The following is a 24,077-nucleotide window of genomic DNA, read 5'->3' as shown; positions in this document are numbered from 1 at the left end:
GGTGCGGAGCGGACGGCGGCCGGCCTGCTGGAACGGCCGCCTTCGATTGTCCCGCACCGTACCGCACCCCATCACGCCCGCAGGTCGAGCAGCACGGGCGGCGCCGACTCCCCGGCGGTCGTGGTCAGCGAGAGCACGGCGTGCCCGGGCGGCACCTGCTGGGCCAGGTCGGAGGCGGACCAGCGCTCCCGCTCGACCTCCCGGACGGTCACCGACTCGGTGGTCGCCGCCTCCCCCGTCACCAGCCGCCGCATCCCGCGCGAGGTCCGGCGCAGCATCCCGCCGGACCGGTCCGGGGTGCGGGTGACGTCCCGCGCCTCCACCCACGTGGTGCCCCACGCCTCGGCGAACCGCCGGCCGTCCCACGTGGTGAGCCCGGACATCGCCATACGGCAGCCGACGGCCCCCAGCAGCGCCGGGCGCAGCCGCTCCGGCACGTCGTCCAGGGTGCGCAGCGCCAGCACCGCCCCGGCGTTGGCCGGGCGCAGCCGGGCCAGGCCGCGCACCGCCTCGGCGGACACGGTCTGCGCGGCGTCGTCGAGCACCAGGCAGGCGAAGAGCGAGCGGTCCCGGCGGGTACTGACCGCCGCCGTGAACTGGGCGAGCACCAGCCGGGCCAGGATGCGGCCGGCCGCGGCGTGGCCTCGGGCGGGCAGGTCGATGCGGACCCGCAGCGGGTGTTCGAGCGCGTACATCGAGAACGGCCGGGACCGTCCGGTGACGTCGAAGAACCCGGCGAACGCCGGCCGGTCCAGCAGCGCGACCCGGTCCGCGAGCAGCCGGCCGACGTCGCCCTCCCGGCCGGCCTGCCGCTCCCGGGCGTCCAGCTCGCGGACCATGCCCGGCTGGCCGGCCGCGTCCAGCGCCTCCCGCAGCGCCGCGTAGGCGTGCGCGGTGCCGTCGAGCAGCTCGCGCAGCTCGCTCACCGAGGGGTAGCGGCCGAAGGCGGCGGCGAACGGCCCGAGGAGCTGGCCGAGCGCGGTGGCGGCCTGGCGCACCTCGCCGTCCTGGCTGTCGTGCGGGTCGATCAGCGCCTCGGCGAGGACGGCTGCGGCGGTGTCGGGGTCGGCGCCGCCGTAGATGTCGAGGTCGTAGCGGGAGGCCGGGTCGGCGAGCGCGATGACCACGTCGAACGCGTCAGCCGGGCCGAGGTCCGCTCCCGCGGCGCTCACCGCCACCACGGCGGCCTGCCCGGTCAGCGCCTGCAGGCACATCGCCTCCACCACGGGCCGCACCACGTACCGCGTCTTGCCCGAGCCGGGCGGCCCGACGGCGAGCAGGCCGGTGCCGAGCAGCCCCGGGTCCAGCGCGACGCCCGAACCGCGGTGCTGGTAGGGGTTGCGCTCGTCGAGGGTGCCCCGGCCGATGCGCACCTGCCGGGTGAGCAGGTCGTGCAGGGCGCCGCGGAAGGGCAGGTCGCGCTGGCCCGAGGGGTGGCCGCAGGCCGCGGCGCCGTCCCGCAGCACGCTGTCGGTGAAGGCGTCCAGGAGCGAGGGGTCCCGGCGTACCCCCTCCCACGCCCGGGTGACCCGGGCGTAGTCCACGTCGCTCATCCGGCCCGAGCGGGCCTCCAGGGCCAGCCGGTCGGCAAGCGGCACCTGCCCGTAGGCGCGCAGCACCGGCCACGTCACGAGGTCGGGGGCCGCGCCCTTCTCCGCCCCGGGCGCGGGGGCGCTGAGCCCGCGCAGCACGGGGCGCACGTAGCGGCGCCAGACCTCGGCCCAGTTCCCGGCCCGCGCGCACAGCCAGGCGAGCAGCAGGATGCACAGCGCCGCCCAGGTCCGGGTGGCGATGTTGAAGGCGTTGGTGTCCGCTCCCGCGCCGCTGCGCCATCGATCAGGGGTGAGCCATATGACCGGCCAGATCCAGAACTTCAGGTATCCGTCGGCGAAGAAGGACCACACCAGCAGCCCTCCCAACGCCGAGAGAAGGGCACCGCCCAGGAGGCGCCGCGCCGGCAGCCGTCCCGGGTCGGGCTTCTCCCGCGCGGTGTGGCCGTATCCGTAGATGCCCGGCGCGTCGATCTCCCGTGGGGCGCGCAGCCAGACCTCCAGGTCGGAGGCCGGCGGCGGCTGCACCGGCACCGGGGGTGGTGCGGCGGGCCGCGGCACGGGTGGTCCCGCGGGCCTGGGCGGCACCGGGGTGCCGCCGTAGGGGGCGCCCGGCGCCCGGTGCCTGCCGTCGTGGTCCATGGCGTCCATGGCCTTGTCCGCCCCTCGCCCCTCATCGCCCGCCGATGCGCACAATGTAGTCGAGCCGCTACCTGGGTAAAAGGATCTTGGCCGGACCGCGGCCCCCGGGCTCACGCACTGTCCGTTCCGGCGCATCCGGGTGCGGGCAGTGCGACCTAACGGCGTATGCGGCTCCGCCGCGGCCCGGCCTAGCCTGCCGGAAGATGTCGCCGTACGCCGTACGAGGGAGAAAAGCCGCCATGACCGCAGTACCGCAGGAGCGCAGGCTCGTCACCGAGGTGCCCGGACCCCTGTCCCGGGAGCTGGCCGCGAGGAAGGCCGCCGCGGTGGCGGACGGCGTGGGGGTGACGCTGCCGGTCTTCGTGGCCCGGGCGGGCGGCGGCGTCGTGGAGGACGTCGACGGCAACCGGCTGATCGACTTCGGCTCCGGCATCGCCGTGACCTCGGTCGGCAACAGCGCGGAGGCCGTGGTGCGCCGGGCCTCGGCGCAGCTCGCCGACTTCACGCACACCTGCTTCATGATCACCCCGTACGAGGGGTACGTGGAGGTGGCCGAGGAGCTGGCGGCGCTGACCCCGGGCGACCACCCGAAGAAGTCCGCGCTGTTCAACTCGGGCGCCGAGGCGGTGGAGAACGCGGTCAAGATCGCCCGCGCCTACACCAAGCGCACCGCTGTGGTGGTCTTCGACCACGGCTACCACGGCCGCACCAACCTGACGATGGCGCTGACGGCGAAGAACATGCCGTACAAGGAGGGTTTCGGGCCGTTCGCGCCGGAGGTCTACCGGGTGCCGCTGGCCTACGGCTACCGCTGGCTGACCGGCCCGGAGAACGCCGCCGAGGAGGCGTTCGCGCAGGCGGTGGAGATCATCAACAAGCAGATCGGGGCCGACCACGTGGCCGCGATCGTGATCGAGCCGATCGCCGGCGAGGGCGGATTCATCGAGCCGGCCAAGGGCTTCCTGCCGAAGCTGGCGGAGTTCGCCCGGGAGAACGGCATCGTCTTCGTCGCCGACGAGATCCAGACCGGGTTCTGCCGTACCGGCCAGTGGTTCGCGTGCGAGGACGAGGGCGTGGTGCCGGACCTGATCACCACGGCGAAGGGCATCGCGGGCGGCCTGCCGCTGGCGGCGGTGACCGGCCGGGCGGAGATCATGGACGCCGCACACGTCGGCGGCCTCGGCGGCACCTACGGCGGCAACCCGGTGGCCTGCGCCGCCGCGCTGGGCGCCATCGAGACGATGAAGGAGCTGGACCTGCCGGCCCGTGCCCGCCGCATCGGCGAGGTGATGAAGCCGCGGCTGGCGGCGATGCAGGAGAAGTTCCCGGTCATCGGCGAGGTGCGCGGCCGCGGTGCGATGATCGCGGTGGAGCTGGTGAAGCCGGGCACGAAGGAGCCGGACGCGGCGGTGACCGCGGCCGTGGCCAAGGCCTGCCACGCGGCCGGGCTGATCGTGCTGACGTGCGGCACCTACGGCAACGTGTTGCGTTTCCTGCCGCCGCTCGTCATCGGGGAGGATCTGCTGAACGAGGGCCTCGACATCATCGAGGCGGCGCTGGCCGGCGTGTGAGCCGTGTCCGGTGGCGTCGCGGCCGGTCCGGGGCTTCCCCGGGCCGGCCGCGGCGGTGCGGGGAAACCTCGTCGGCGCCGCTTCGCAGGGGCTGTTGTGACAGGTGGGAGACGAGGGACGATGCATCGGACGGTGGCGTGAAGAAGCTGTGCGGGCCTGATGGCGGACGGGTGATCGGCGGCGCTGTGGAGCCTGGAGTGACATACGGTTTCCGTGAAACACCCCGCACGCGGCCGAATCCTCGCGAGGAGGCCGCAGGCGGGCTCGCGCCGGCGACTCCCCATCAACGGCGCGTCAGTGCCCTCGCGCACGAATCCGCCGGGCCCTCTGGTCCCGGCAATCCTCGCCGATCGGTCGGCCGTTCGTCCCAAACCCCCCGGGACGGACGGTACGGCGATCGCCCTGGCCGCCCCGGAACTCTCCCCCCTGTTCCGGGGCGGCTGACTGCTTTCCGGCTGGCCGCTGTCCAGCCGGCCCCCTTCCCGTCGGCCGCCTTCCGGCTGGTCCCTCTCCCCCGGGCTGCCCGGAGTCCGCTCTTCCGGCGCTCCGACCGCTCCGACCGCTCCGGCGCGGCCGCCCGGACCGGGTCCGCCGGCGGACCGGACCCCGACGGCGGGACGACTCCCCCGGCCTCCGCCGCGAGCGGTCCGGCCCCGTCCGGGACGGGCGACCGGGCCGAGCCCCCGGACGGCACCGCGTCCGCTGCTCCGGGCACCCGTACTCCGCCCGCCGAGGGCGGCCCTCGGCGCCCCGGGCGCCACGGCCGCCGGCCGGCTCCCTCGCGCGGCTGTGGCTGCTGTGCGCGGCGGCCTCGGCCTGCTTCGTCCTGCTGACCTGGCGGGTGGCCGCCGGGGGCCGGCTGGTGGCAGGCGACGGCCGGGTGCTGCGGGCTTTCCGCCAGGCCGCCGCCGGGCACGGCGACCTCACCTCGGTCGCCCATGTGCTGTGCGACCTGGGCGACATCCAGGTCGCGGTGCCGGTGCTCGTGGCGGCGCTGGCCGCCGCCGCGCTGCTCGGCCGGCGCGGCGGGCTGCCGCGCTGGTGGGCGGCCCCGGCCGTGGCCGCCGTGGTGATGCTCCTGCTGCCGGCCGTGGTGAGCGGGGTGAAGGCGGGGGTGGACCGGCCGGCCCCGGGCCGGGTGCACCCCGACCCGGACTACGGCTACTTCCCCTCGGGCCACGCCGCGACCTCGTCGGTCGGCTTCGGTCTGGCGGTGCCGGTGCTGCTGCCCTTCGTGACCTCGGCCGCGGCCCGGCTGCTGCTGGTCTGGGGCACGGTGCTGCTCGCGGCGGCCGTGGGCGCCTCCCTCGTGTGGTGCGGCTACCACTGGCCGCTGGACGTGGTCGCCAGCTGGCTGCTCACGGTGGCGCTGCTGTCGGCCGCCGCCGCGCTGGCCGCCCGTTTCGGGCACCGCCGGGCAGGGCCCTGACGCGGGGCCCCCGGAGCGGCCGTCCGGGCGGGCCGTCACGAGCGGTCCCGGCGGCGGCGGTCGGCGAGGCGGGCGGCGGCCTCGTGCATGGCCAGCTCCAGCACCCCCGGATCGGTGAGGTGACCGGTACCGTCGGGGGGCACGAGCCAGCGCACCCCGCCGGTCGGCCGACCGGGGTAGGGCACGACGATCCAGGTGCCGCGGCCGGCCGCCCGTACCCCGGTGCCGAGCCAGCGGGCGGCGGTTCCGGGGGGCACGAAGAAGCCCGTCCGGGCGTCCCCGAAGTCGGCCAGCACCGGTCCTGGCCGGTCCGCCATCCGGCCGAGGACGTCCAGCGTGGGATAGCCGATGCGGCCGGCCACGATCAGTACGTCCCAGATCCGCCCGGCGGGCAGCAGTGTGGTCCCCAGAGGGTTCCGTTCCCACGCGAAGCGGCACCCGTCCGGGTCCGCCGCCGCCGACAGCAGCCACTCCACAGCGCCCCGCGCGCCGGTGTCGGCCATGCTCTGCCCCTCCCGTCTCCCATGTGCGGCTCGTCGCCGTCACGAGGGGATGGACAGGGCAGGCCGCGCGCCATTACGCGGGTTCGGCTACCGGCCGGTAGTGACGTGGGCCACAGTGCCGTCCGGGGCGGCCCCGGGGCGTCACACCGTACGGGCGCAGGGCAGGGCGGCGGGGTCGTCGAGCGGCAGCAGGGGGATGCCGCCGGGGCGGTCGGTGGCGTCGAACAGGGCTCGGCCCGCGGCGTCCTCCGGCATCCGGCCCTCCGTCTCCTCGAAGTACTCGGCCAGCCAGGCACGGACGGGCGCCCCGGGAACGGCCGCCGCCTCCCGCAGCGCCGGCTCCACGGCGAGAACGGCCAGCAGCATGCCGGGAACCCGGACGGCGCCCGGGCGCAGCGCCGGCTGGAAGTACGGCAGGTCGAGCGCCCGGGCGCCGAGGCGCGCGTAGAAGCGGACCCGGGCCGCGGGGTCGCCGCGGTCGGGGTCGGCGGCGTGTGCGGCCGGGTGCTCGACCTCGGCCAGCGTGACCAGCGGGTCGAGGCGCCGCTGCCAGTCGCCGAGCACGGCGGACATCAGGGTGCCGCCGATCCCCTGGGAGCGGGTCTCCGCGGTCACGGACAGGTAGGCGAGCAGCAGCACCCGGCTGTCCGCCGACCACTCGCCCACCGCGACGCCGAGCGGGCGGTCGCCGTCGGCGGCGAGGGCCGCGATGCTGGTCCCCTCGGCGAGCCCGGCTCTGAGCTCGTCCAGGCTGACGAGTTCGTCGGCCGGGAACGCGGGGGCGAGCAAGCGGTCGTAGACCCGCTCCAGCAAGGGGTGCTCCGGTCCCATCTCGGTCAGCGCCATACGGACAGCGTGACAGCTCGGCGGGCACCGGACGAGCGGAACGTCCGACTCCCGGTCGCGGGTTCATGCCGGGTCGGGCAGCGGATGGTTGAGCGGCTCGGCACGCTGGCGGGCCATGCGCCGGATCACCCACTTCACCGTGTCGGCGAAGGCGGTCTTGTCACTGCCGAGATCCGCGTCGGCCGGCGGCTCGGGCAGCCCGAACGGCCCCTGGGGCGGCAGCCCCGGTACGCCCAGTAGGGCGCGAAGAAGGCGCGGGACCTGGCCTGCGCGGCGTCCGCCTCGGCGCTCCGGCCCGCCTCGCGTGCCGCGCTGGCGCGCTCTTCCAGGGCTGCGCAGACGCCGCGGTGGACCGAGGCCGTGTAGTTGCTCGGGTACTGCCCGTAGACCTCCTGGTCGACGTGGTAGACGTAGGCGTGGAGGACGGCCCGGATGTGGCAGTCGAAGGCGGCGCGCAGGTCGCCGCGGGCCCAGGCGATGGCGCCGTACGCCTGCGCGATGCTGTTCAGCACGTCCTTGTCCTCGGCTTCGAGGGCGGCCTCCTGCACTCCGTCCAGGTATGCCTCGGCCGCGTCCGGGTCCGCTGAGGCGTGTATGACGGCCAGCCCCACGGCCGCCCAGTTGCGGATCCACAGCTCCGCCTCGTCGGTGCAGGCCCGGTGGGCGGCGCTGTACCAGAGGCCGGCCTGGTCGCGGTCGGCGGTGGTGCCGTGGCCGCTGAACCACGCCGCGTCGCCGCGCATGATGCCGCCGACGAGGTAGACGCGGCGCAGGTCGGGGTCGTCGGGGCGGTGCCCGGCGCGGATGCCGAGGAAGTGGAAGAGGTCGTCGAGGGCGGCCGCGGCGGCGTCCCAGCGCTCCGTGTCCTCGCCCACGCGCTGGTTGGCGGCGCCGGCCACGTAGGAGGTGCGGAAGTCCTCCAGCCAGTCCACCCATCGCAGTCCGGACCGGTCCGGCAGGGAGCGGTAGGTGGAGACGAGGTGGGAGCAGTAGCCCGAGGGCACCTCGCAGTCCCACCAGAAGAAGCCTTCCAGGAAGAGCCGGATCATCGCCCGCCGGGCCGCCGCGAAGCGCTGCGGGGCGACGTGCGCGGCGTGGTGCAGCCACTCCTGGAGGTTGCGCAGCCAGACCGGGTCCTCGTAGCGGTAGCCGGCGGAGATCGGCTGGAGCCGCTCGGCGGTGTCGAAGGCCCCCTCGAAGGCAGTGTCGAAGGCCCCGTCGTAGGCGCCCTCCGCCTCGTCCCCGCCGTCCTCGGCACTCCCGTTCCCGCCCGCGTCCGCGTCGTCGGTGCCGGCGTCGTCGAAGTTCATCCGGCCCCGGTAAAGCCGTTCCACCCGGCCGTGGACGGCGGCGTGCGCCGTGGGGCGTTCGGCGGCGAACCGGGCGTCCAGGTTCTCGCGCAGGTAGTCGTGGAGCCGCCACTCCTGCTTGTTGTCGTCGTCGAAGGAGGTGACGAAGGCGGAGTGGGTCAGCCAGTCGTAGAGCTCGCCGAACGCGTCGGGGCCGAGGCCGTCCTCGGCCAGGAGCGGCCCGAGCAGTTGGGGGGTGCAGCGGCGGAGGACGGTCAGCAGGTCGAAGAGCGGGAGGGGGCGGCCGGCCACCTGTGCGGCGTGGCCGTCGACGAAGGCGCGCACGCCGGCGAAGCCGCCGCTGTCCCAGCGCTGGTCGCCGTGGAGCAGGTGGCGGCGCACGGCGGCGGGCGGGGTGTCCGGCGGCAGCGATCCCAGGACGATCTGGCAGCAGGTGACGACGCCGATCGGGTGGCCCCCCGTGACCTCGGCCACCACCGTGGCGCAGGCGCGGGCGTCCCGGGGCTGCCGGCCTCCGCCCGTCAGGCGGGCCGTGACGAGGTCCGACGCCTCGCCCTCCGACATCGGGTCGAGGCGGATCGTGCGGGTGCCGGGCGGGAACGGGCCCGGATCGGGGTGCGGGCGCCGGCCGTGGACCACGACCCGAGCGGCGCCCAGTCCGCTGAGCACCGACAGCAGCCACCCGCCGACCGGGGTGCCCAGGACGGTCTGGACGTCGTCCACGAGGACGGCGAGCCCGCCCGATGACGGCGCCCGCGACATCCGGTCCAGGACGTCGGTGAGCTGGCGCTGCATGGCGGCGAGGCGGCGGCCGCCGGGCTGCGGGACGGCGGCGGGGAGGGTGATGTTGCCGACGTTGCCGAGGTCGACGCCGCGGGCGCGGGAGAGGTCGACGTGGATGTGCTGCCCGCCCGGGGCGGGGGGCTCGCCCGCCGTGCGGCAGGCGAGCAGCGCGGTCTCCCACTCCAGACCCACCGCCTCCTCCATGAGCGGGGTGGAGCCGTCCTCGGGGTGGTAGGCGCGGTGCACGTCGGCGGCCAGCGCGTCGATGAGGTAGCGGCAGGCCGCGTAGTCGGCGACCGCGCGCTCCTCCTCCCCCGCCGCCTGGCCGGTGCCGTACTGCGGGGCCGCCGCCGTAATGAACAGGACGAGGTGGCCGGCCGCCTTCAGCCCGTCGGCGACCAGTTCGAGCAAGGCGGTCTTCCCGCACCCGCTGTCCCCTCGGATGTCGAACCGGGAGCCGCGGCGGGCCGCGGCGGCGCGCAGGATCCGGTCCCGCGCGTCCAGCAGGGAGGGGGTGAAGGCCGCGGAGTCCGCCGGGTCGCCGGTGAGGCACCCGGGCACCGGCGGCGCCCCGGCACCGGTCTCCTCGTACCCGCCAGCCGCTTCGGAGTCCGGCCGCGCGGCGGGGCCTGGGACGGGAGCCGGGGCCGGCGGTGGGAGGGGGGTGGCCGGCGGTCCGGCGGCGCGGACGTTCTGCGAACGGCGGAGTTCGACGTCCCTGGCGCGGCGCAGGTCGGTGGAGACGCTGCCGCTGCCGCCCTCGATGTTGCCGCTGTCGCTGATGCGCACGCCCCTGGCCCCGCGGGCCCGCAGCTCCGTACGGTGCTCCTCGGCGCCGGGCGGGGCGGGGTCGTTGCGGCGCCAGGCGAACGACGCGGCGACGGCGAGGACGAAGACCCCGCAGACCGCGCCCAGCGCCCACGTGAAGGCGCCGCCGAGCCCCACGGCGAGCCCGGACAGCACCGCGATGACGCCGATGACGCCGATCGAGGCGGTGAGGATCGGCGCGTCGGTGATGCCGCCGGTCACCGTGGACAGCAGGGACAGCAGTCCGTTCGGCGTGCCGGAATCGGCGTCGGGCGGCTGGGGCGAGGTTTCGGGATCGGGCATCGGGCCACCCCTGACTCTGCGTTAGGTAGCGAAAGCGTAGGCCAATGAGGTGATCCTCGCGCGGAGTTGTCCGCATTCGCGCCGACGGGAATCGGCTGGGTGGAAACCAACCGGAACCTCCCCGGGCGGTTCCCGGCCGCCGGCGACCGTACCGACCGCGGGACGGGCTCCAGCCGGGGCGCCGCGCGACCCGGATTACGATGAACGGCAGCGTGCCAGCACCGTCCAGGTCCAGGGAGGACCCCCGCATGTCCGACACCGCCCCCGCCCCGAGCCCCGGCGCCGCCCCGGCCGCCCCCGGTGGGCTGGAGGACTTCATCGCCGGGCTGCCGAAGGCGGAGCTGCACGTGCACCACGTCGGCTCGGCGTCCCCCCGGATCGTGGCCGAGCTGGCCGCTCGCCACCCGGCCTCCGCGGTACCGGCCGACCCGGCGGCGCTGGCCGAGTACTTCACCTTCCGCGACTTCGCGCACTTCATCAAGGTCTACCTGTCCGTGGTGGACCTGATCCGGGACCCCGAGGACATCAGGCTGCTCACCTTCGAGGTGGCGCGGGACATGGCCCGGCAGAACATCCGGTACGCCGAACTGACCATCACCCCGTACTCCTCGACGCGGCGCGGCATCGCCGCCGAGGCCTTCATGGAGGCGATCGAGGACGCCCGCAAGGCGGCGGAGGCCGAGCTCGGCGTGGTGCTGCGCTGGTGCTTCGACATCCCCGGCGAGGCCGGACTGGAGTCGGCGGAGGAGACGGTGCGGCTGGCGCTCACCCGCCAGCCCGAGGGGCTGGTCTCGTTCGGGCTGGGCGGGCCCGAGATCGGTGTGCCGAGGTCCCAGTTCAAGCCGTACTTCGACCGCGCGCGGGCCGCGGGGCTGCGCAGCGTGCCGCACGCCGGCGAGGCGACCGGACCGCAGACGGTCTGGGACGCGCTGAACGACCTGGGCGCCGAGCGGATCGGCCACGGCACCAGTTCCACCCAGGACCCGCGGCTGCTGGAGCACCTGGCCGAGCACCGGATCGCGCTGGAGGTCTGCCCGACCTCCAACATCGCCACCCGGGTGGTGCGCGACATCGAGGAGCACCCGATCCGGGCGATGGTCGAGGCGGGCGTCCTGGTCACCGTCAACAGCGACGACCCGCCGATGTTCGGCACCGACCTCAACACCGAGTACGGGGTCGCGGCCCGGCTGCTGGGCCTGGACCGGTCCGGGGTGGCGGAGCTGGCGAAGAACGCGGTGCGGGCGTCGTTCCTCGACACCGCCGGCAAGGCGCGGCTGAGCGCGGAGATCGACGCCTACACCGCCGCCTTCCCGGCGCCCCGGGGCTGACCCGGTGGCGGCGGCGCGACCGGTCGCGGCGGTGGCCCATCGGGGCGACCCCCACCGGTTCCGGGAGAACACCCTGCCGTCGGTGGCAGCGGCGCTGCGCGGCGGCGCCGACACCGTCGAGGTCGATGTGCAGGTGACCCGCGACGGGCTGCCGGTGCTGCTGCACGACCCGACCCTGGAACGGCTGTGGGAGGTGCCGAAGGAGGTGGCCGCGCTGTCCGCCGCGGAGGTCGCCGAGCGGACCGGGGGCGGCGTCCCACCGCTCGCGGACGCGCTGGCGGCGCTGCTGGACACCCCCGGGCAGGCCCGGCTGCTGCTGGACCTGACCGACCCGGACCAGGCCGGGCCGGCCCTGGACGCGGTGGTCCGGGCCGGCGCGGGGCGGCGCGTGTACTGGTGCGGCGGCCTGGCGGCCATGCGCGAGGTGCGGGCCCTGGACTCGGCCGCGGAGATCGCCATGACCTGGAAGACCTCCGCGCTCCCGGCGCAGGAGCTGCTCGACGCGCTGGCGCCGCGGTGGCTGAACCTGCGCTTCCCGCTGGCCGGGCCGGAGACCGTGGCGTGGGCGCACGAGCGGGGCCTGCTCGCGGCGGCCTGGACGGCCGACTGGGAGCGCTCGATGGGCCGCCTGGTCGACGCGGGGGTCGACGCGATCACCACCAACCGCCTGGACGCGCTGCGGCGCGTGCTCCGGCGCCGCGGGGTACCCCGCCCTTCCGGCGTGTCCTGACCTTCCGCCCCGGCCTGTCCCGTCCCGGGCCGTCCGGTCCACGGGGCCCCGTCCGCCGGCCGGAAGTCTCCGGACCGGCGGGCGGACGGGGGAGGTTCCGGACCGGCGGGCCCCGGGCTCAGGCGTCCAGCGAGGTCATCACGTGCTTGACGCGGGTGTAGTCCTCGAACCCGTACGCGCTCAGGTCCTTGCCGTAGCCGGAGTGCTTGAAGCCGCCGTGCGGCATCTCGGCGACCAGCGGGATGTGGGTGTTGATCCACACGCAGCCGAAGTCGAGCCTCTTCGCCATCCGCATCGCCCGGCCGTGGTCCCTGGTCCAGACGGAGGACGCCAGCGCGTACTGGACGTCGTTGGCCCACTCGACGGCCTGGTCCTCGTCGCGGAAGGGCTGGACGGTGATGACGGGGCCGAACACCTCGCGCTGCACGATCTCGTCGTCCTGCCGCAGCCCTGACACGACGGTGGGCGCGTAGAAGAAGCCCTCCTCGCCCACCCGGTGGCCGCCGGTCTCCACCTTCGCGTGTGCCGGCAGCCGCTCGATGAAGCCGCTGACCTGCGCGAGCTGGGCGGCGTTGTTCAGCGGCCCGTAGAGCACGTCCTCGTCGTCCGGCAGGCCGGTGCGGGTCTCGGCGGCGGCCTTGGTGAGGGCGGCGGTGAACTCGTCGTGGATCGACTCGTGGACGAGGACGCGGGTGGCGGCGGTGCAGTCCTGGCCGGCGTTGAAGTAGCCCGCGACCGCGATGTCCTCGACGGCCTTGGGGATGTCGACGTCCTCGAAGACCACCACCGGCGCCTTGCCGCCCAGCTCCAGGTGGACCCGCTTGACGTCCTTCGCGGCGGACCCGGCCACCTCCATGCCGGCCCGCACCGAGCCGGTGATCGAGGCCATCGCCGGCACCGGGTGCTCGACCATCATCCGGCCGGTGTCGCGGTCGCCGCAGACGACGTTGAAGACGCCCTTGGGCACGATCCCGCCGATGATCTCCGCCAGCAGCACGGTGGAGGCCGGGGTGGTGTCGGACGGCTTGAGCACCACGGTGTTGCCCGCCGCCAGCGCCGGGGCGAACTTCCACACCGCCATCATCATCGGGTAGTTCCAGGGGGCCACCTGGGCGCAGACGCCGATCGGCTCGCGCCGCACGATGGAGGTCATGCCGGCCATGTACTCGCCGGCCGAGCGGCCCTCCAGCATCCGGGCGGCGCCGGCGAAGAAGCGGATCTGGTCGACCATCGGAGGGATCTCCTCGCTGGCGGTCAGCGCGATCGGCTTGCCGGTGTTCTCGCTCTCCGCCGCGACCAGCTCGTCGGCCCGCGCCTCGATGGCGTCGGCGATCCTCAGCAGCGCCTTCTGCCGGTCGGCGGGGATGGTGTCGCGCCAGCCGGGGAAGGCGGCCCGCGCGGCCTCCATCGCGGCGTCGACGTCGGCCTGCCCGGACAGCGGGGCAACGGCGTAGGCCCGGCCGGTGACGGGGCTGACCACCTCGGTGGTACGTCCGTCGGCGGCGTCGCGGAATGCTCCGTCGATGTAGTTGTGCAGGGTACGGAGTTCGGTCACGGCGCTGCTCCCTGATCTACGTCCTTGGAGTGAGAGACGCCGCCCAGCTTAGCGTCAGGACGGCCTCATCCGGACAGGTGTATCGCCGTCTGGACCGATGATCTGGTTCCATATCGGGCCGTACGCCACAGATTTCGTCGCCCTATGGGCTTCCTTCCGGTGATCCTCCTGCGCGGTCACCTCCGCGACCGCGCGTGGCCGCGGGCGCCGCCCGTACCGCCGCCGAGGGCCGCCGGCCCCGCCCCTGAACAGCGTCGGGCGGGCTCGGGCGGGCGCGGGCGGCAGCACGGTGAGGCGCGGCGCGGCGGCGCGTCCGATGGCCGCGGGGCCGGGCGGGCGTCACCCGTTGGGACGCTCCCGGGGGCTCTGACGCCGTGCCTGCGCGCGCGGTCGGCCGGGCCGTGCCTACGGTGCGAAGGGCAACGACTCGCGACCGCGGAGGTACGGCATGGCGACCCCGCCCGACAACGACGTGCTCTGGGCCCGCGCCCTGCGCCACTCCTACCGGGGCTCACCCGCGCTGCTCGGGGTGTCGGTGAGCGTGCGCGCCGGCGAGATCCTGGCGGTGGCCGGGCCGCGCGGCTCGGGCAAGACCACGCTGCTGCGGTGCCTGTCCGGGCAGATCGTGCCGGACGAGGGCGAGGTGTGGTTCGACGGCGCGCCCGTGCACACCCTGCCGGAGGCGGCGCGCGAGCGGCTGCGCCGCGACCGGTTCGGCTGGGTCGGCGCCGACCCGCAGCTGCTGCCGGAGCTGAACGTCTGGGAGAACGCCGCCCTGCCGCTGCTGCTGCGCGGCGTGCGGGGCCGGGCGGCGCGGGCCGCCGCCCAGGAGTGGCTGGACCGCCTGGACATCGGGGACGCGGCCAGGATGCGGGTGACCTCGCTCTCCAGGACGGCGCTCCAGCGGGTGGCGGTGGCGCGGGCGCTGACCGCGGAACCGTCCGTGGTCTTCGCCGACGAGCCGACGGCGCCGCTGCACCGCGGCGACCGCGCCCAGGTGCTGCGCACCCTGACCAGCGCGGCCCGCACCCACGGCATCACCGTGGTGCTGGCCGGCAGCGACCAGGACCTCGCCCGGCACGCCGACCGTACGGTGACCCTGCTCGACGGCCGTCCCGGCGCCCCGGTTCCCGCCCACCGCGACCGGGCCGACTCCTCCCCGGCGGGCGTATGAACGGCGTGCGGAGCGCTCCCGACACCTGGCACGGCGCCGGGAGTACAGGCGGCACGGCCAGCACAGGCACCGCGGCCGTGCGAGGTGCCGTGACGGCCGGCGGTCGAGGCGGTCGGACCGGTCGGGCCCCGCAGGCCGCCGCGCCTGCCGGCGGACGGACGGTCGTCCCGGTGGCCGGGCGCGGGTGCGAGGCGGTGCCGACGTGCTGAGCGTACGGCTGCTGCGGGGCGCCCGGGCGGTGACCCTGGCTCGATGGGCACTGGTCGTGCTGACCTCCTGCGGTACCGGTCTGCTGCTGCTCGGCGCCCTCGGCTGGGCGCTGTCCCACCCGTCCGGCGGCACACCGCACCTGCTCGTGCGGCTGGCCTGGTGCGCCGTGCCGGTGGTGGCGACGGCCCAGTTCGCGGCGGCCGTCGGACGGGCCCAGCCGGCCGGCTGGCCGCGTTCCGGCCTGGCCGCGGCGGGCCTCGGCCGCGGCGGGCTCGCCCTGATCGCGGCAGCGACGGCGATCCTGGTGTGCGCGGTCGGCAGCGGGCTGGCCCTGCTGGTGTTCATGCTGCTGCGCGGCGCCCTGGGCGGCGAGCCCTATCGGGGGGTCGGCCCCGGGGTGCTGGCGGCCGGGCAGTCGCTGCCGCCGGCCGGCGTGGTGACGCTGCTCGCCGTCGTGCCGCTGGCGGCGGGCGCGGCCTGCTCGACCCGGCTGCGGCTCGGGCGGCGAGGGGCGGACGAGGAGGTGCGGCGCGCGCCCGCCGGGCTGCCGTGGGGCGTGGCGCTGGTCGCGGTGGGGCTGGCGGTGGAGTCGGGCGCCCGGCACGGGCACGGGATGCCGCTGCCCAGCGGGCTCGGCCGGATCGCGCCCGCAGCGGCCGCCGGCTGGGTGCTGGTGACGGTCGGTCTGGTGCTGGTCGGTCCGGGGCTGCTCGACGGCTGCGGACGGCTGCTCGCCGGATTCCGCCCGGGCGTGGTGCGCCTGCTGTCGGGGCGGGCCCTGCAGGGTGAGGCCAGGCGGCTGGGGCCGGTGGTCGGGATGCTGTCGGCGACGGCCGCCGCGGCCGTGTCGGCCTACGGGCTGCGGCAGGACGCGAAGCACCCGCTGGGACCGGTGACGGCCTTCGGGGCGGTGCTGGTCATGGTGTGCGTGCTCGGTACGGCGGCTTCGGCGGCCGCCGAGTCCCGGGCCGCCCGCCGTCCGGCTGTCGAGGCGCTGCGCGGGCAGGCGGCTCCGGCCGCGACGCTGCGGGCCATGGCGGCGGTGCGGGTGGCGGCGCTGGTGGCCGCGTTCCTGCTGCCGGCCCTCGTGGTGGCATCCCTCTCGAACACCGCGTAGGACGCCGGGCCCTGACGGTGGCCCGACGCCGCGCCGCCAGGGCCCGGCGCCGCCGGTCACGGGACCTGTCCGGCCGTGCGCCCGCGTCGCCGCCGGGGCCCGGACCGGCCGGTGTCGCCCCGCCCGGCCTCACGCGGTGTCACCCGGCGGGCAGGACCACCAGGTCCGCGGGGTCGAGCACGACCTCTGCGCGGTCCCCGACCTCGGGGGCGTCCCGAAGCGCGCACTCGGCGTCCAGCCGCGGCCCCCGGTCCGGCCGCAGCCGCAGGCCCACCCGGCCGCCGCGGAAGGTGCGTCCGGACACCTCGCAGGCCAGCGGGGCCCCCGCGGCGGGACCGAGCGCCTTGGCGGCCGGGCTGCCGGCGAGCAGGACGGCGCCCGGCGGTACGAGGACCCGGCACGGCCCGTCGGGCGTGGCCGCGGGCACCGGCAGGGCTCCCCAGGCGGTGTCGGCGGTTCCGGAGCGGACGGTGGCGTCGGTGATGTTGTCGAAGCCGAGGAAGCGGGCGGTGAACTCCGTGGCGGGCCGTCGCCAGACCTCCATCGGCGTGCCGACCTGCTCGATCCTGCCGTCGCGCATCACCACCACCCGGTCGGCGAGCGCGAACGCCTCGCCCTGGTCGTGGGTGACGGCCAGCACGGTGGTGCCCAGCTGTCCGAACAGCCGCCGCAGTTCCTCCACCAGCCGCTCGCGCAGCGACCGGTCGAGCTGGCCGAGCGGTTCGTCAAGCATCAGCAGCCGCGGCTCGGGGGCCAGCGCCCGGGCCAGCGCGACCCGCTGCTGCTCGCCGCCGGAGAGCGTGGCGACCGCCCGCCGCGCCGCGCCGGGCAGCCCGACCAGCGTCAGCAGTTCCTCGGTGCGCGTCTCCCGCCGCTCCCGGGGCACCCGGTGCATGCGCGGCCCGAAGCCGACGTTGCCGCCGACGTCCCGCTGCGGGAAGAGCTGGTGGTCCTGGAACATCAGGCCGACCCCGCGCCGGTGCGGGGGCACGCCCGCCTGGTCGGCGCCGTCGAGGAGCACCCGGCCGCCGTCGAGCGGCTGGAGTCCGGCGACGGCGCGCAGCAGCGTGGACTTGCCGCTGCCGCTGGGACCGAGCACGCACACCGTCTCGTGGGCGGCCACGTCGAGGGTGACCCCGTCGAGGGCGGCGCGCTCGCCGAAGCGGACGGTGGCGCCGTCGAGGTGGAGCAGGGTGTCGCTCATCGCAGTGCCTTCTCGCGGGCGGGGGCGGCCGGGGACGCCGGGGCGGCGCCGGAGCCGCCGGGGGAGGTCCCCGGGACGGCGGGGGTGCGGGTGGCGGCCGATGACGACAGCGGGACCTCCAGGATGAGCAGGCACGCGGCGCAGACCACCATCAGGACGGTGCTCAGCGCCATGGCCTGGCCGTAGTTCATCTCGCCCGCCCGGCCGAGCAGCCGGGCCACCGCGACCGGCAGGGTGGGGCTGTCGGGGCGGGCGATGAAGACGGTCGCGCCGAACTCGCCCAGGGAGACGGCGAAGGCGAAGCCGGCGGCGATACCGGCGGCCCGGGCGGCCATCGGCAGGTCGATCTCACGCCATACCCGGGCCGGGGAGGCGCCGAGGACGGAAGCGGCCTCGCGCAGCCGCTGGTCGACCGCGCGCAGCACCGGCAGCATCACCCTGACCACGAACGGCACCCCGACCAGAGCCTGCGCCAGTGGCACCAGCAGCCAGGAGTCGCGCAGGTCCAGCGGCGGCTTGTCGAGGCTGATGAGGAAGCCGAAGCCGACGGTGACCGCGGAGGTGCCCAGCGGCAGCATCAGCAGCGCGTCGAAGCCGCGCATCAGCCGGCCGGCCCGGCGGGTCAGTGCCGCGGCGGCGAGCCCGCCGACCAGCAGCGCGATCAGCGCGGCGATGGCGGCGTACCGCAGCGAGTTCCACACCGCCTCGACCGGCGGCACCAGGAAGGTGCTGTCGTCGCCGGCGGAGCCCAGGGAGCGGTAGAAGTCCAGGCCGTAGCCGTGCGGGCCGTCGAACGAGCGGGCCGCGAGCACGCCGAGCGGCAGCAGGATCAGCACCGCGACCACGGCGAGGACACCGGCGAGCAGGGCGCGTTCGCCGCCGCGCGGCCGGTGGCCGGTGCCTGCGGCGTCCACCAGCCGCAGCGCCGACTCGCGGCGCCGCAGCGTCCAGGCGTGCACCGCGAGGATGGCGACGACGGCGAGGAACTGGAGGATGGTGAGCACGGCGGCGGTCGACAGGTCGAAGACCTCCGCGGTCTGCCGGTAGATCTCCACCTCCAGGGTGGCCCGGGTGGGGCCGCCGAGGATCTGGACGACGCCGAAGGAGGTGAAGGTGAACAGGAAGACCATCACACCGGCCGCGGCGACGGACGGTCCGAGCGCCGGCAGCACCACCCGGCGGAACGCGGCGAACCGGCCCGCGCCGAGCATCCGCGCGGCCTCCTCCTGACGGGGGTCGAGCTGCGCCCACAGTCCGCCGACGGTGCGTACCACCACCGCGTAGTTGAAGAAGACGTGGGCGATGAGGATCGCCCACACCGAGGTGTCCAGGCGCAGCCCGAACAGGCTGTCCGTCAGGCCGCCGCGCCCCAGCAGCGCGAGGAACGCGGAGCCGGCCACCACGGTCGGCAGCACGAAGGGGACGGTCACCACCGCCCGCAGCACCCGCTTGCCGGGGAAGTCCAGCCGGGCGAAGACGTAGGCCCCCGGCAGCGCCACCGCCAGGGTGAGCGCGGTGGACGCGGCCGCCTGCCAGCAGGTGAACCACAGCACGTGCCGGACGGACGGATCGCCGAGCACCCCGCCGATCCGTCCCAGCTGCCAGTGGCCGCCGGCCCGCAGCCCGCGCCCCACGATGGCGGCCACCGGGTAGGCGAAGAACACCGCGAAGAACGCCAGCGGCACCACCACCAGTCCGGCCCGCACCAGCGCGCCGCGCACGGCGGCAGCGCGGGCGGCGTCCGGGCCGGACTGGTGGTCGGCGCCTTCAGCGCGGTGGGCGCCTAGAGGACGAGGGAGTTCCACGTCTTCACCCAGTCGTCACGCCGGTCCGCGATGGTGGCGGGCGGCAGCGTCGTCGGGTGCGCGATCTTCGCCCCGTAGCGGGTGAACACCGCCGGCTCCTTGGCGCCCTCGACCACCGGGTCGACGTACATCTGGAGCGGCATGTCCTGCTGGAAGGTCCGGCTGATCATGAAGTCGATGAACGCCTTGCCGCCGGCCGGGTTCTTCGCACCGTGCAGCAGCCCGGCGAACTCGATCTGGCGGAAGCACGTCCCGGTCGACACGCCCACCGGCGACTGCGCGGGCGGCGGGTTGACGCCGACCACCTCGGCGGGCGGGCTGGAGGCGTAGGAGACGGTCAGCGGCCGGTCGCCACCGGCCTTGCGGCCGGCCGAGGAGCCGGAGAAGTCGCTGTCGTACGCCTGCTCCCAGCTGTCGACGACCTTCACGCCGTTGGCCTTGAGCTGCTTCCAGTACGTCTGCCAGTGCTGGTCGCCGTAGGTGGCGATGCTGCCGAGCATGAAGGCCAGGCCCGGGGAGGAGGTGGCGACGTTCTCGGTCACCAGGAGGTTCTTGTACTGGGGCTTGACCAGGTCGGCGAAGGTCTGCGGCGGCGCGAGGTGGTGGGAGGTGAAGTAGGCGCGGTCGTAGTTGACGCACACGTCGCCGGAGTCGATCGGGGTCACCCGGTGCTTGGCCGCGTCGAGCTGCACGTCGGCGGCCACCTTGTCGAGGCCCTTGGCCGTGTAGGAGTCGAACAGCCCGTTGTCCAGGGCCCGCGACAGCAGCGTGTTGTCGACGCCGAAGAAGACGTCGCCGCGCGGGTCGTCCTTGGTGAGGATGGCCTGGTTGACGGCGGCGCCCGCGTCCCCGCCGCGCAGCACCTTCACGGTGTAGCCGGTCTCCTTGGTGAACTGCGCCAGCACCGACGTGGAGGCGGCGAAGGAGTCGTGGCTGACCAGGGTGACGGTCTTGGACGGCTTCCCCGAGGCGGACCCGGAGCCGCCACCGCTGCCGCAGCCCGCCAGGACGGTGGCCGCGGCCGCCGCCAGGACGATCGCGCCCGCGGCACGCCTTCGGATGGTGCTGGTCATGTTGACTCCCTACGCCGGTATGACCCGGATCAGGTTGGAGGGTCTGCGGCCTGGTCTCCCAGCCGCACTCTCAGCGCCGTCTCAGACGCTCCCCTGTCGGATGTTCACTTGTGCCGTGTCGTGCTGCCCGGTGCCGGGCCGGTCGGAGCCGGTCAGGGCCGGTCGGCTCCTGTCCCGTCCCTCGGCGCGGACGGTGACGGTCGGTGCCGGGCGGTCGCGGCCCGGAGGGCCGTGGTCTGGCGGCCTGCCCGCCGACCGCGGCCGGCGGAGGTCCGCCGGACGCCCGGTCGGAGACGATATCAGCAGGCCAGCCGGGGTCAGCGGGCGGTGGCGGCCAGCTGACCGCAGGCGCCCTCGATCTCCTGGCCGCGGGTGTCGCGGACGGTGACCGGCACCCCGTGCGCCTGCAGCCCGGCGACGAACGCCCTCTCGTCCTCCGGGCGGGAGGCGGTCCACTTCGACCCGGGGGTGGGGTTCAGCGGGATCAGGTTGACGTGCGCCCGGCGGCCCTTGAGCAGCCTGCCCAGCCGGTCGGCCCGCCACGCCTGGTCGTTGATGTCGCGGATCAGCGCGTACTCGATGGACACCCGGCGGCCGGAGACGTCGGAGTAGCGCCAGGCGGCGTCCAGCACCTCGCGGACCTTCCAGCGGGTGTTGACCGGCACCAGGGTGTCGCGCAGCTCGTCGTCCGGGGCGTGCAGGGACACCGCGAGGCGGCACTTGAAGCCCTCGTCGGTGAACCGGTGGATGGCCGGCACCAGGCCCACGGTGGAGACGGTGATGCCGCGCTGGGACAGGCCGAGGCCGTCGGGCGCCGGGTCGGTGAGACGGCGGATGGCGTCCATCACCCGCCGGTAGTTGGCGAGCGGCTCGCCCATGCCCATGAAGACGATGTTCGACAGCCGGTCCAGGCCCTCGCCGCTGCCGCCGGGCACCTCGCCGTCGCGCAGCGCGCGCATGCCCTCGACGATCTGGTGGACGATCTCGGCGGTGGACAGGTTGCGGTCCAGGCCCGCCTGGCCGGTGGCGCAGAAGGGGCAGTTCATGCCGCAGCCGGCCTGCGAGGAGATGCACATGGTGACCCGGTCCGGGTACCGCATCAGCACCGACTCGACGAGCGTGCCGTCGAAGAGCCGCCACAGGGTCTTGCGGGTGAGGCCGTCGTCGCACGAGGCGTGGCGCACCACGGTCATCAGCTCGGGCAGCAGGTCGCCTGCGAGCCGGCCGCGGGCGGCGGCCGGGATGTCGGTCCAGGCGTCGGGGTGGTCGGCGTAGCGGGCGAAGTAGTGCTGTGACAGCTGCTTCGCCCGGAACGGCTTCTCCCCCAGCGCGGCCACCGCCTCGCGCCGCTCAGCGGGCGAGAGGTCGGCGAGGTGCCGCGGGGGCCTCTTGGCCCCGCGGGGTGCGACGAACGTGAGCTCTCCGGGTGCAGGCATGATGCCTACCAGTGTCGCATCCTTTCGGAGCGTCCTGGCCCGGTCCGCCGGGCCTGTGGAAAACCCGACACTTCGCACCATCCCAGGCCGGCCGACGCCGACCGGGCGGCTGCGGCCCCGTCACACCGGCTCTCTCGCGCCGGGCTCCTCGCTCCGCCCCCGTCAGGCCCCGGCCTCGTCAGCCCCGGCCCCGTCAGCTCTGGCCGACGAACGCGCTCAGCAGCAGCCAGGCGATCGGCGCGGTCGGCAGCAGGGAGTCCAGCCGGTCCATGATGCCGCCGTGGCCGGGCAGCAGCGTGCCCATGTCCTTGATGCCGAGGTCCCGCTTGATCATGGACTCACCCAGGTCGCCCAGGGTGGCGCTGGCAGCCACGGCGAGGCCGAGCAGCAGGCCCTGCCACCAGTGGCCGCCGTCGATGTAGAACTGCATCAGCAGCGCCCCCGCGACCATCGCGAAGGTGATCGCCCCCATCAGGCCCTCGCGGGTCTTGCCGGGGCTGATCCTGGGCGCGAGCTTGTGGCGGCCGAACCGCCAGCCGACCGCGTAGGCGCCCGTGTCGCTGACCACGGTGAGCAGCAGGAAGACCAGCACCCGGCGCGGACCGTCGTCCGCCGCGAGCATCAGCACCACGAAGGTGGCCAGGAACGGCACGTAGAAGGCGGCGAAGACACCGGCCGTGACGTCCCTGAGGTAGTCCTCGGGCGGCTGGGCCATCCGCCAGACCAGCACCGCGAGGACGGTCAGCGCCATCGCGATCCAGGCGCCGGTGGTTCCGCTGGTGTACCCGGCGATCACCATGGCGGTGCCGCCGAGCGCCAGCGGGACGAGCGGGGCGTGCAGCCCCTTGCTCTCGGCGAGCCGGGAGGTCAGCTCCCACAGGCCGACCACCACGGCGACCACGACGATGCCGACGAAGACGGCCTTGACGACGAAGAGCGCTGCGAGCACGACGGCGCCGAGACCGACGCCGACCCCTATCGCCGCCCGCAGGTCGCGTCCGGCGGACTTCTTCCCGGGCGCCGGGGACGGCGCGGGTGAGGGCGGCGGTTCCGGTGCGGCGGGCGGGGGCGGTGGCGGCATGGCAGAGATCTTCCTCCTGACCGCGGGTTCTGCGGCGGAACCCGCCACGTGGCCGGCGCGTGGCGACGCGCCCCAGGAAGAGTCGTTCACGAAAGCGTCGCCTCGCGTCGTCGGGTGGAGGTGGCCAGGAGGATGGCGGAAGGAGCGGTCAGGCGTGCCGTGCTGCGGGAGGCTCAGACCTCCAGCAGCTCGGCCTCCTTGTGCTTGAGCAGCTCGTCGATCTGCGCCACGTACTTCGCCGTGGTGTCGTCGAGCTCCTTCTCCGCGCGGCGCACCTCGTCCTCGCCCGTCTCGCCGTCCTTGACGAGCTTGTCCAGGGTCTCCTTGGCCTTGCGGCGGACGCTGCGGATGGAGATCTTGGCGTCCTCGCCCTTGGTCTTGGCGACCTTGATGTAGTCGCGCCGCCGCTCCTCGGTGAGCTGCGGGAAGACGACGCGGATGATGCGGCCGTCGTTGCTGGGGTTGACGCCCAGGTCCGAGTTGCGGATCGCCTCCTCGATGTTGCGCAGGCTGCTGCTGTCGAAGGGGGTGATCACCGCCATCCTCGGCTCGGGCACCGCGAAGGAGGCCAGCTGGTTGATCGGCGTGACGGCGCCGTAGTACTCGGCGACGATCTTGTTGAACATCGCCGGGTGGGCACGGCCGGTACGGATCGCCGCGAAGTCGTCCTTGGCGACCACGACGGCCTTCTCCATCTTCTCCTCGGCCTCAAGGAGTGTCTCTTCAATCACCATGTGCTCCTGGTATTCGGTGGGCAGGGCCTGGCGGTCATGCCCGGGTGCCGTGGTCGTTGACCAGCGTGCCGATCTTCTCACCCTTGACGGCCCGCGCGATGTTGCCCTCGGCGAGCAGCTCGAAGACCACGATGGGCAGTTTGTTGTCCTGGCAGAGCGTGATCGCCGTGAGGTCCGCGACCCGCAGATCCCGGGCGATGAGGTCCCCGTACTCCAGGGCGTCGAAGCGCACCGCGTCGGGATTGTGCCGGGGGTCGGAGTCGTAGATGCCGTCCACCCCGTTCTTGCCCATGAGCATCGCGGTGGCACCGATCTCCAGCGCCCGCTGGGCGGCGGTGGTGTCGGTGGAGAAGTAGGGCATGCCCATGCCCGCGCCGAAGATGACGACGCGGCCCTTCTCCAGGTGGCGCACCGCCCGCAGCGGGATGTAGGGCTCGGCGACCTGGCCCATGGTGATGGCGGTCTGCACCCGCGTCTCGATGCCCTCCTTCTCCAGGAAGTCCTGGAGGGCCAGGCAGTTCATCACCGTGCCGAGCATGCCCATGTAGTCCGAGCGGGCCCGGTCCATGCCGCGCTGCTGGAGCTCGGCACCGCGGAAGAAGTTGCCGCCGCCGAGGACCACGGCGATCTCGTAGCCGTCGCGGACCACCGCGGCGATCTCGCGGGCGATGGAGTGCACGACGTCCGGGTCGACGCCGAGCCCTCCTCCTCCGGAGAACGCCTCGCCGGAGAGCTTCAGCATGTACCGGCCGGGGGCGACGCCGTCGCGGGTGCCGACCGCGGCTTGCGCGGCGTCCTGCCCGGCCTCGTGGTCGTCGTCGCGGGCCTTGTCGGCGCCTTCGGCACCAGCATCCATGGAGATCTCCTCGTGCGCGTACCAAGAAGG

The 24,077-nt window shown here is 74.8% G+C and carries 18 protein-coding genes and 1 riboswitch; of the genes, 6 read left to right on the top strand and 12 right to left on the bottom strand.

From position 1 onward, the window contains the following. Positions 1-71: 71 nt before the first annotated feature. Positions 72-2,192, bottom strand: coding sequence for a type IV secretory system conjugative DNA transfer family protein (locus BS72_RS25040; protein WP_051952026.1), 2,121 nt, complete (start codon positions 2,190-2,192; stop codon positions 72-74). A 239-nt stretch (positions 2,193-2,431) separates the two neighbouring features. Between BS72_RS25040 and gabT the strand changes: the two genes are divergently transcribed. Both gabT and BS72_RS25030 read left to right on the top strand, forming a co-directional pair. Next, a complete protein-coding gene (gene gabT / locus BS72_RS25035; RefSeq protein ID WP_037913773.1) occupies positions 2,432-3,763 on the top strand; it encodes a 4-aminobutyrate--2-oxoglutarate transaminase in 1,332 nt (443 codons plus the stop codon). Positions 3,764-4,625: 862 nt separating this feature from the next. Beyond that, positions 4,626-5,192 carry a phosphatase PAP2 family protein gene (locus BS72_RS25030; protein ID WP_232792530.1) on the top strand — a complete coding sequence of 189 codons (567 nt, stop codon included), beginning with the start codon at positions 4,626-4,628 and terminating at the stop codon, positions 5,190-5,192. A 35-nt stretch (positions 5,193-5,227) separates the two neighbouring features. Here the strand turns inward: BS72_RS25030 and BS72_RS25025 are convergent, their stop codons facing one another. From BS72_RS25025 to BS72_RS36750, 3 genes are all read right to left on the bottom strand, one after another. Next, positions 5,228-5,695, bottom strand: a complete 468-nt coding sequence (locus BS72_RS25025; protein WP_037913767.1) for a hypothetical protein — start codon at positions 5,693-5,695, stop codon at positions 5,228-5,230. 141 nt (positions 5,696-5,836) lie between these two features. Next, positions 5,837-6,541, bottom strand: coding sequence for a GNAT family N-acetyltransferase (locus BS72_RS25020; RefSeq protein WP_198545950.1), 705 nt, complete (start codon positions 6,539-6,541; stop codon positions 5,837-5,839). 134 nt (positions 6,542-6,675) lie between these two features. Next, entirely contained in the window at positions 6,676-9,744 is a 3,069-nt protein-coding gene (locus BS72_RS36750) for a hypothetical protein (protein WP_051951646.1), read from the bottom strand. 248 nt (positions 9,745-9,992) lie between these two features. Between BS72_RS36750 and BS72_RS25010 the strand changes: the two genes are divergently transcribed. Beyond that, positions 9,993-11,072 (top strand): adenosine deaminase, encoded by a 1,080-nt coding sequence (locus tag BS72_RS25010; protein WP_078901609.1) that lies wholly within the window; start codon positions 9,993-9,995, stop codon positions 11,070-11,072. Between the two features lie 4 nt (positions 11,073-11,076). Beyond that, positions 11,077-11,802: a glycerophosphodiester phosphodiesterase gene (locus BS72_RS25005; protein WP_037913765.1), complete on the top strand. Its 726-nt coding sequence runs from the start codon at positions 11,077-11,079 to the stop codon at positions 11,800-11,802. A gap of 118 nt (positions 11,803-11,920) precedes the next feature. On the opposite strand, the gene BS72_RS25000 is transcribed toward BS72_RS25005, so the two are convergent. Continuing rightward, the gene (locus BS72_RS25000) at positions 11,921-13,357 is read right to left on the bottom strand and encodes a gamma-aminobutyraldehyde dehydrogenase (RefSeq protein ID WP_037913763.1); all 1,437 of its coding nucleotides are present in this window, start codon (positions 13,355-13,357) and stop codon (positions 11,921-11,923) included. Positions 13,358-13,805: 448 nt separating this feature from the next. Here BS72_RS25000 and BS72_RS24995 point away from each other — a divergent pair, with 448 nt between their 5' ends. Beyond that, complete coding sequence (locus BS72_RS24995; protein WP_037913761.1) at positions 13,806-14,531, top strand: ABC transporter ATP-binding protein; 726 nt, start codon at positions 13,806-13,808, stop codon at positions 14,529-14,531. Between the two features lie 202 nt (positions 14,532-14,733). After that, positions 14,734-15,858, top strand: a complete 1,125-nt coding sequence (locus BS72_RS37495; protein WP_037917540.1) for a hypothetical protein — start codon at positions 14,734-14,736, stop codon at positions 15,856-15,858. Between the two features lie 139 nt (positions 15,859-15,997). Here the strand turns inward: BS72_RS37495 and BS72_RS24985 are convergent, their stop codons facing one another. The 7 genes from BS72_RS24985 to pyrH form a co-directional block, all read right to left on the bottom strand. Continuing rightward, a complete protein-coding gene (locus BS72_RS24985; protein ID WP_198545949.1) occupies positions 15,998-17,062 on the bottom strand; it encodes an ABC transporter ATP-binding protein in 1,065 nt (354 codons plus the stop codon). Then, positions 17,059-18,753, bottom strand: coding sequence for an ABC transporter permease (locus BS72_RS24980; protein ID WP_078901911.1), 1,695 nt, complete (start codon positions 18,751-18,753; stop codon positions 17,059-17,061). The genes BS72_RS24985 and BS72_RS24980 overlap by 4 nt, the downstream gene beginning before the upstream one ends. A gap of 92 nt (positions 18,754-18,845) precedes the next feature. Then, positions 18,846-19,940, bottom strand: coding sequence for a thiamine ABC transporter substrate-binding protein (locus BS72_RS24975; RefSeq protein ID WP_037913758.1), 1,095 nt, complete (start codon positions 19,938-19,940; stop codon positions 18,846-18,848). Then, positions 19,930-20,045: riboswitch (TPP riboswitch) on the bottom strand. Its footprint overlaps the gene before it by 11 nt. Positions 20,046-20,257: 212 nt before the next feature. Further along, a complete protein-coding gene (gene rlmN, locus BS72_RS24970) occupies positions 20,258-21,376 on the bottom strand; it encodes a 23S rRNA (adenine(2503)-C(2))-methyltransferase RlmN (RefSeq protein ID WP_037913755.1) in 1,119 nt (372 codons plus the stop codon). 193 nt (positions 21,377-21,569) lie between these two features. Then, positions 21,570-22,457, bottom strand: coding sequence for a phosphatidate cytidylyltransferase (locus BS72_RS24965; RefSeq protein ID WP_037913754.1), 888 nt, complete (start codon positions 22,455-22,457; stop codon positions 21,570-21,572). 173 nt (positions 22,458-22,630) lie between these two features. Continuing rightward, positions 22,631-23,188: a ribosome recycling factor gene (gene frr / locus BS72_RS24960; RefSeq protein ID WP_037917532.1), complete on the bottom strand. Its 558-nt coding sequence runs from the start codon at positions 23,186-23,188 to the stop codon at positions 22,631-22,633. A 37-nt stretch (positions 23,189-23,225) separates the two neighbouring features. Then, positions 23,226-24,047, bottom strand: coding sequence for a UMP kinase (gene pyrH / locus BS72_RS24955; protein WP_037913751.1), 822 nt, complete (start codon positions 24,045-24,047; stop codon positions 23,226-23,228). Between the last annotated feature and the right edge of the window lie 30 nt (positions 24,048-24,077).

This window comes from Actinacidiphila yeochonensis CN732, from assembly GCF_000745345.1.
GTDB lineage: Bacteria > Actinomycetota > Actinomycetes > Streptomycetales > Streptomycetaceae > Actinacidiphila > Actinacidiphila yeochonensis.
This window is presented reverse-complemented; position numbering and strand designations above follow the sequence as displayed.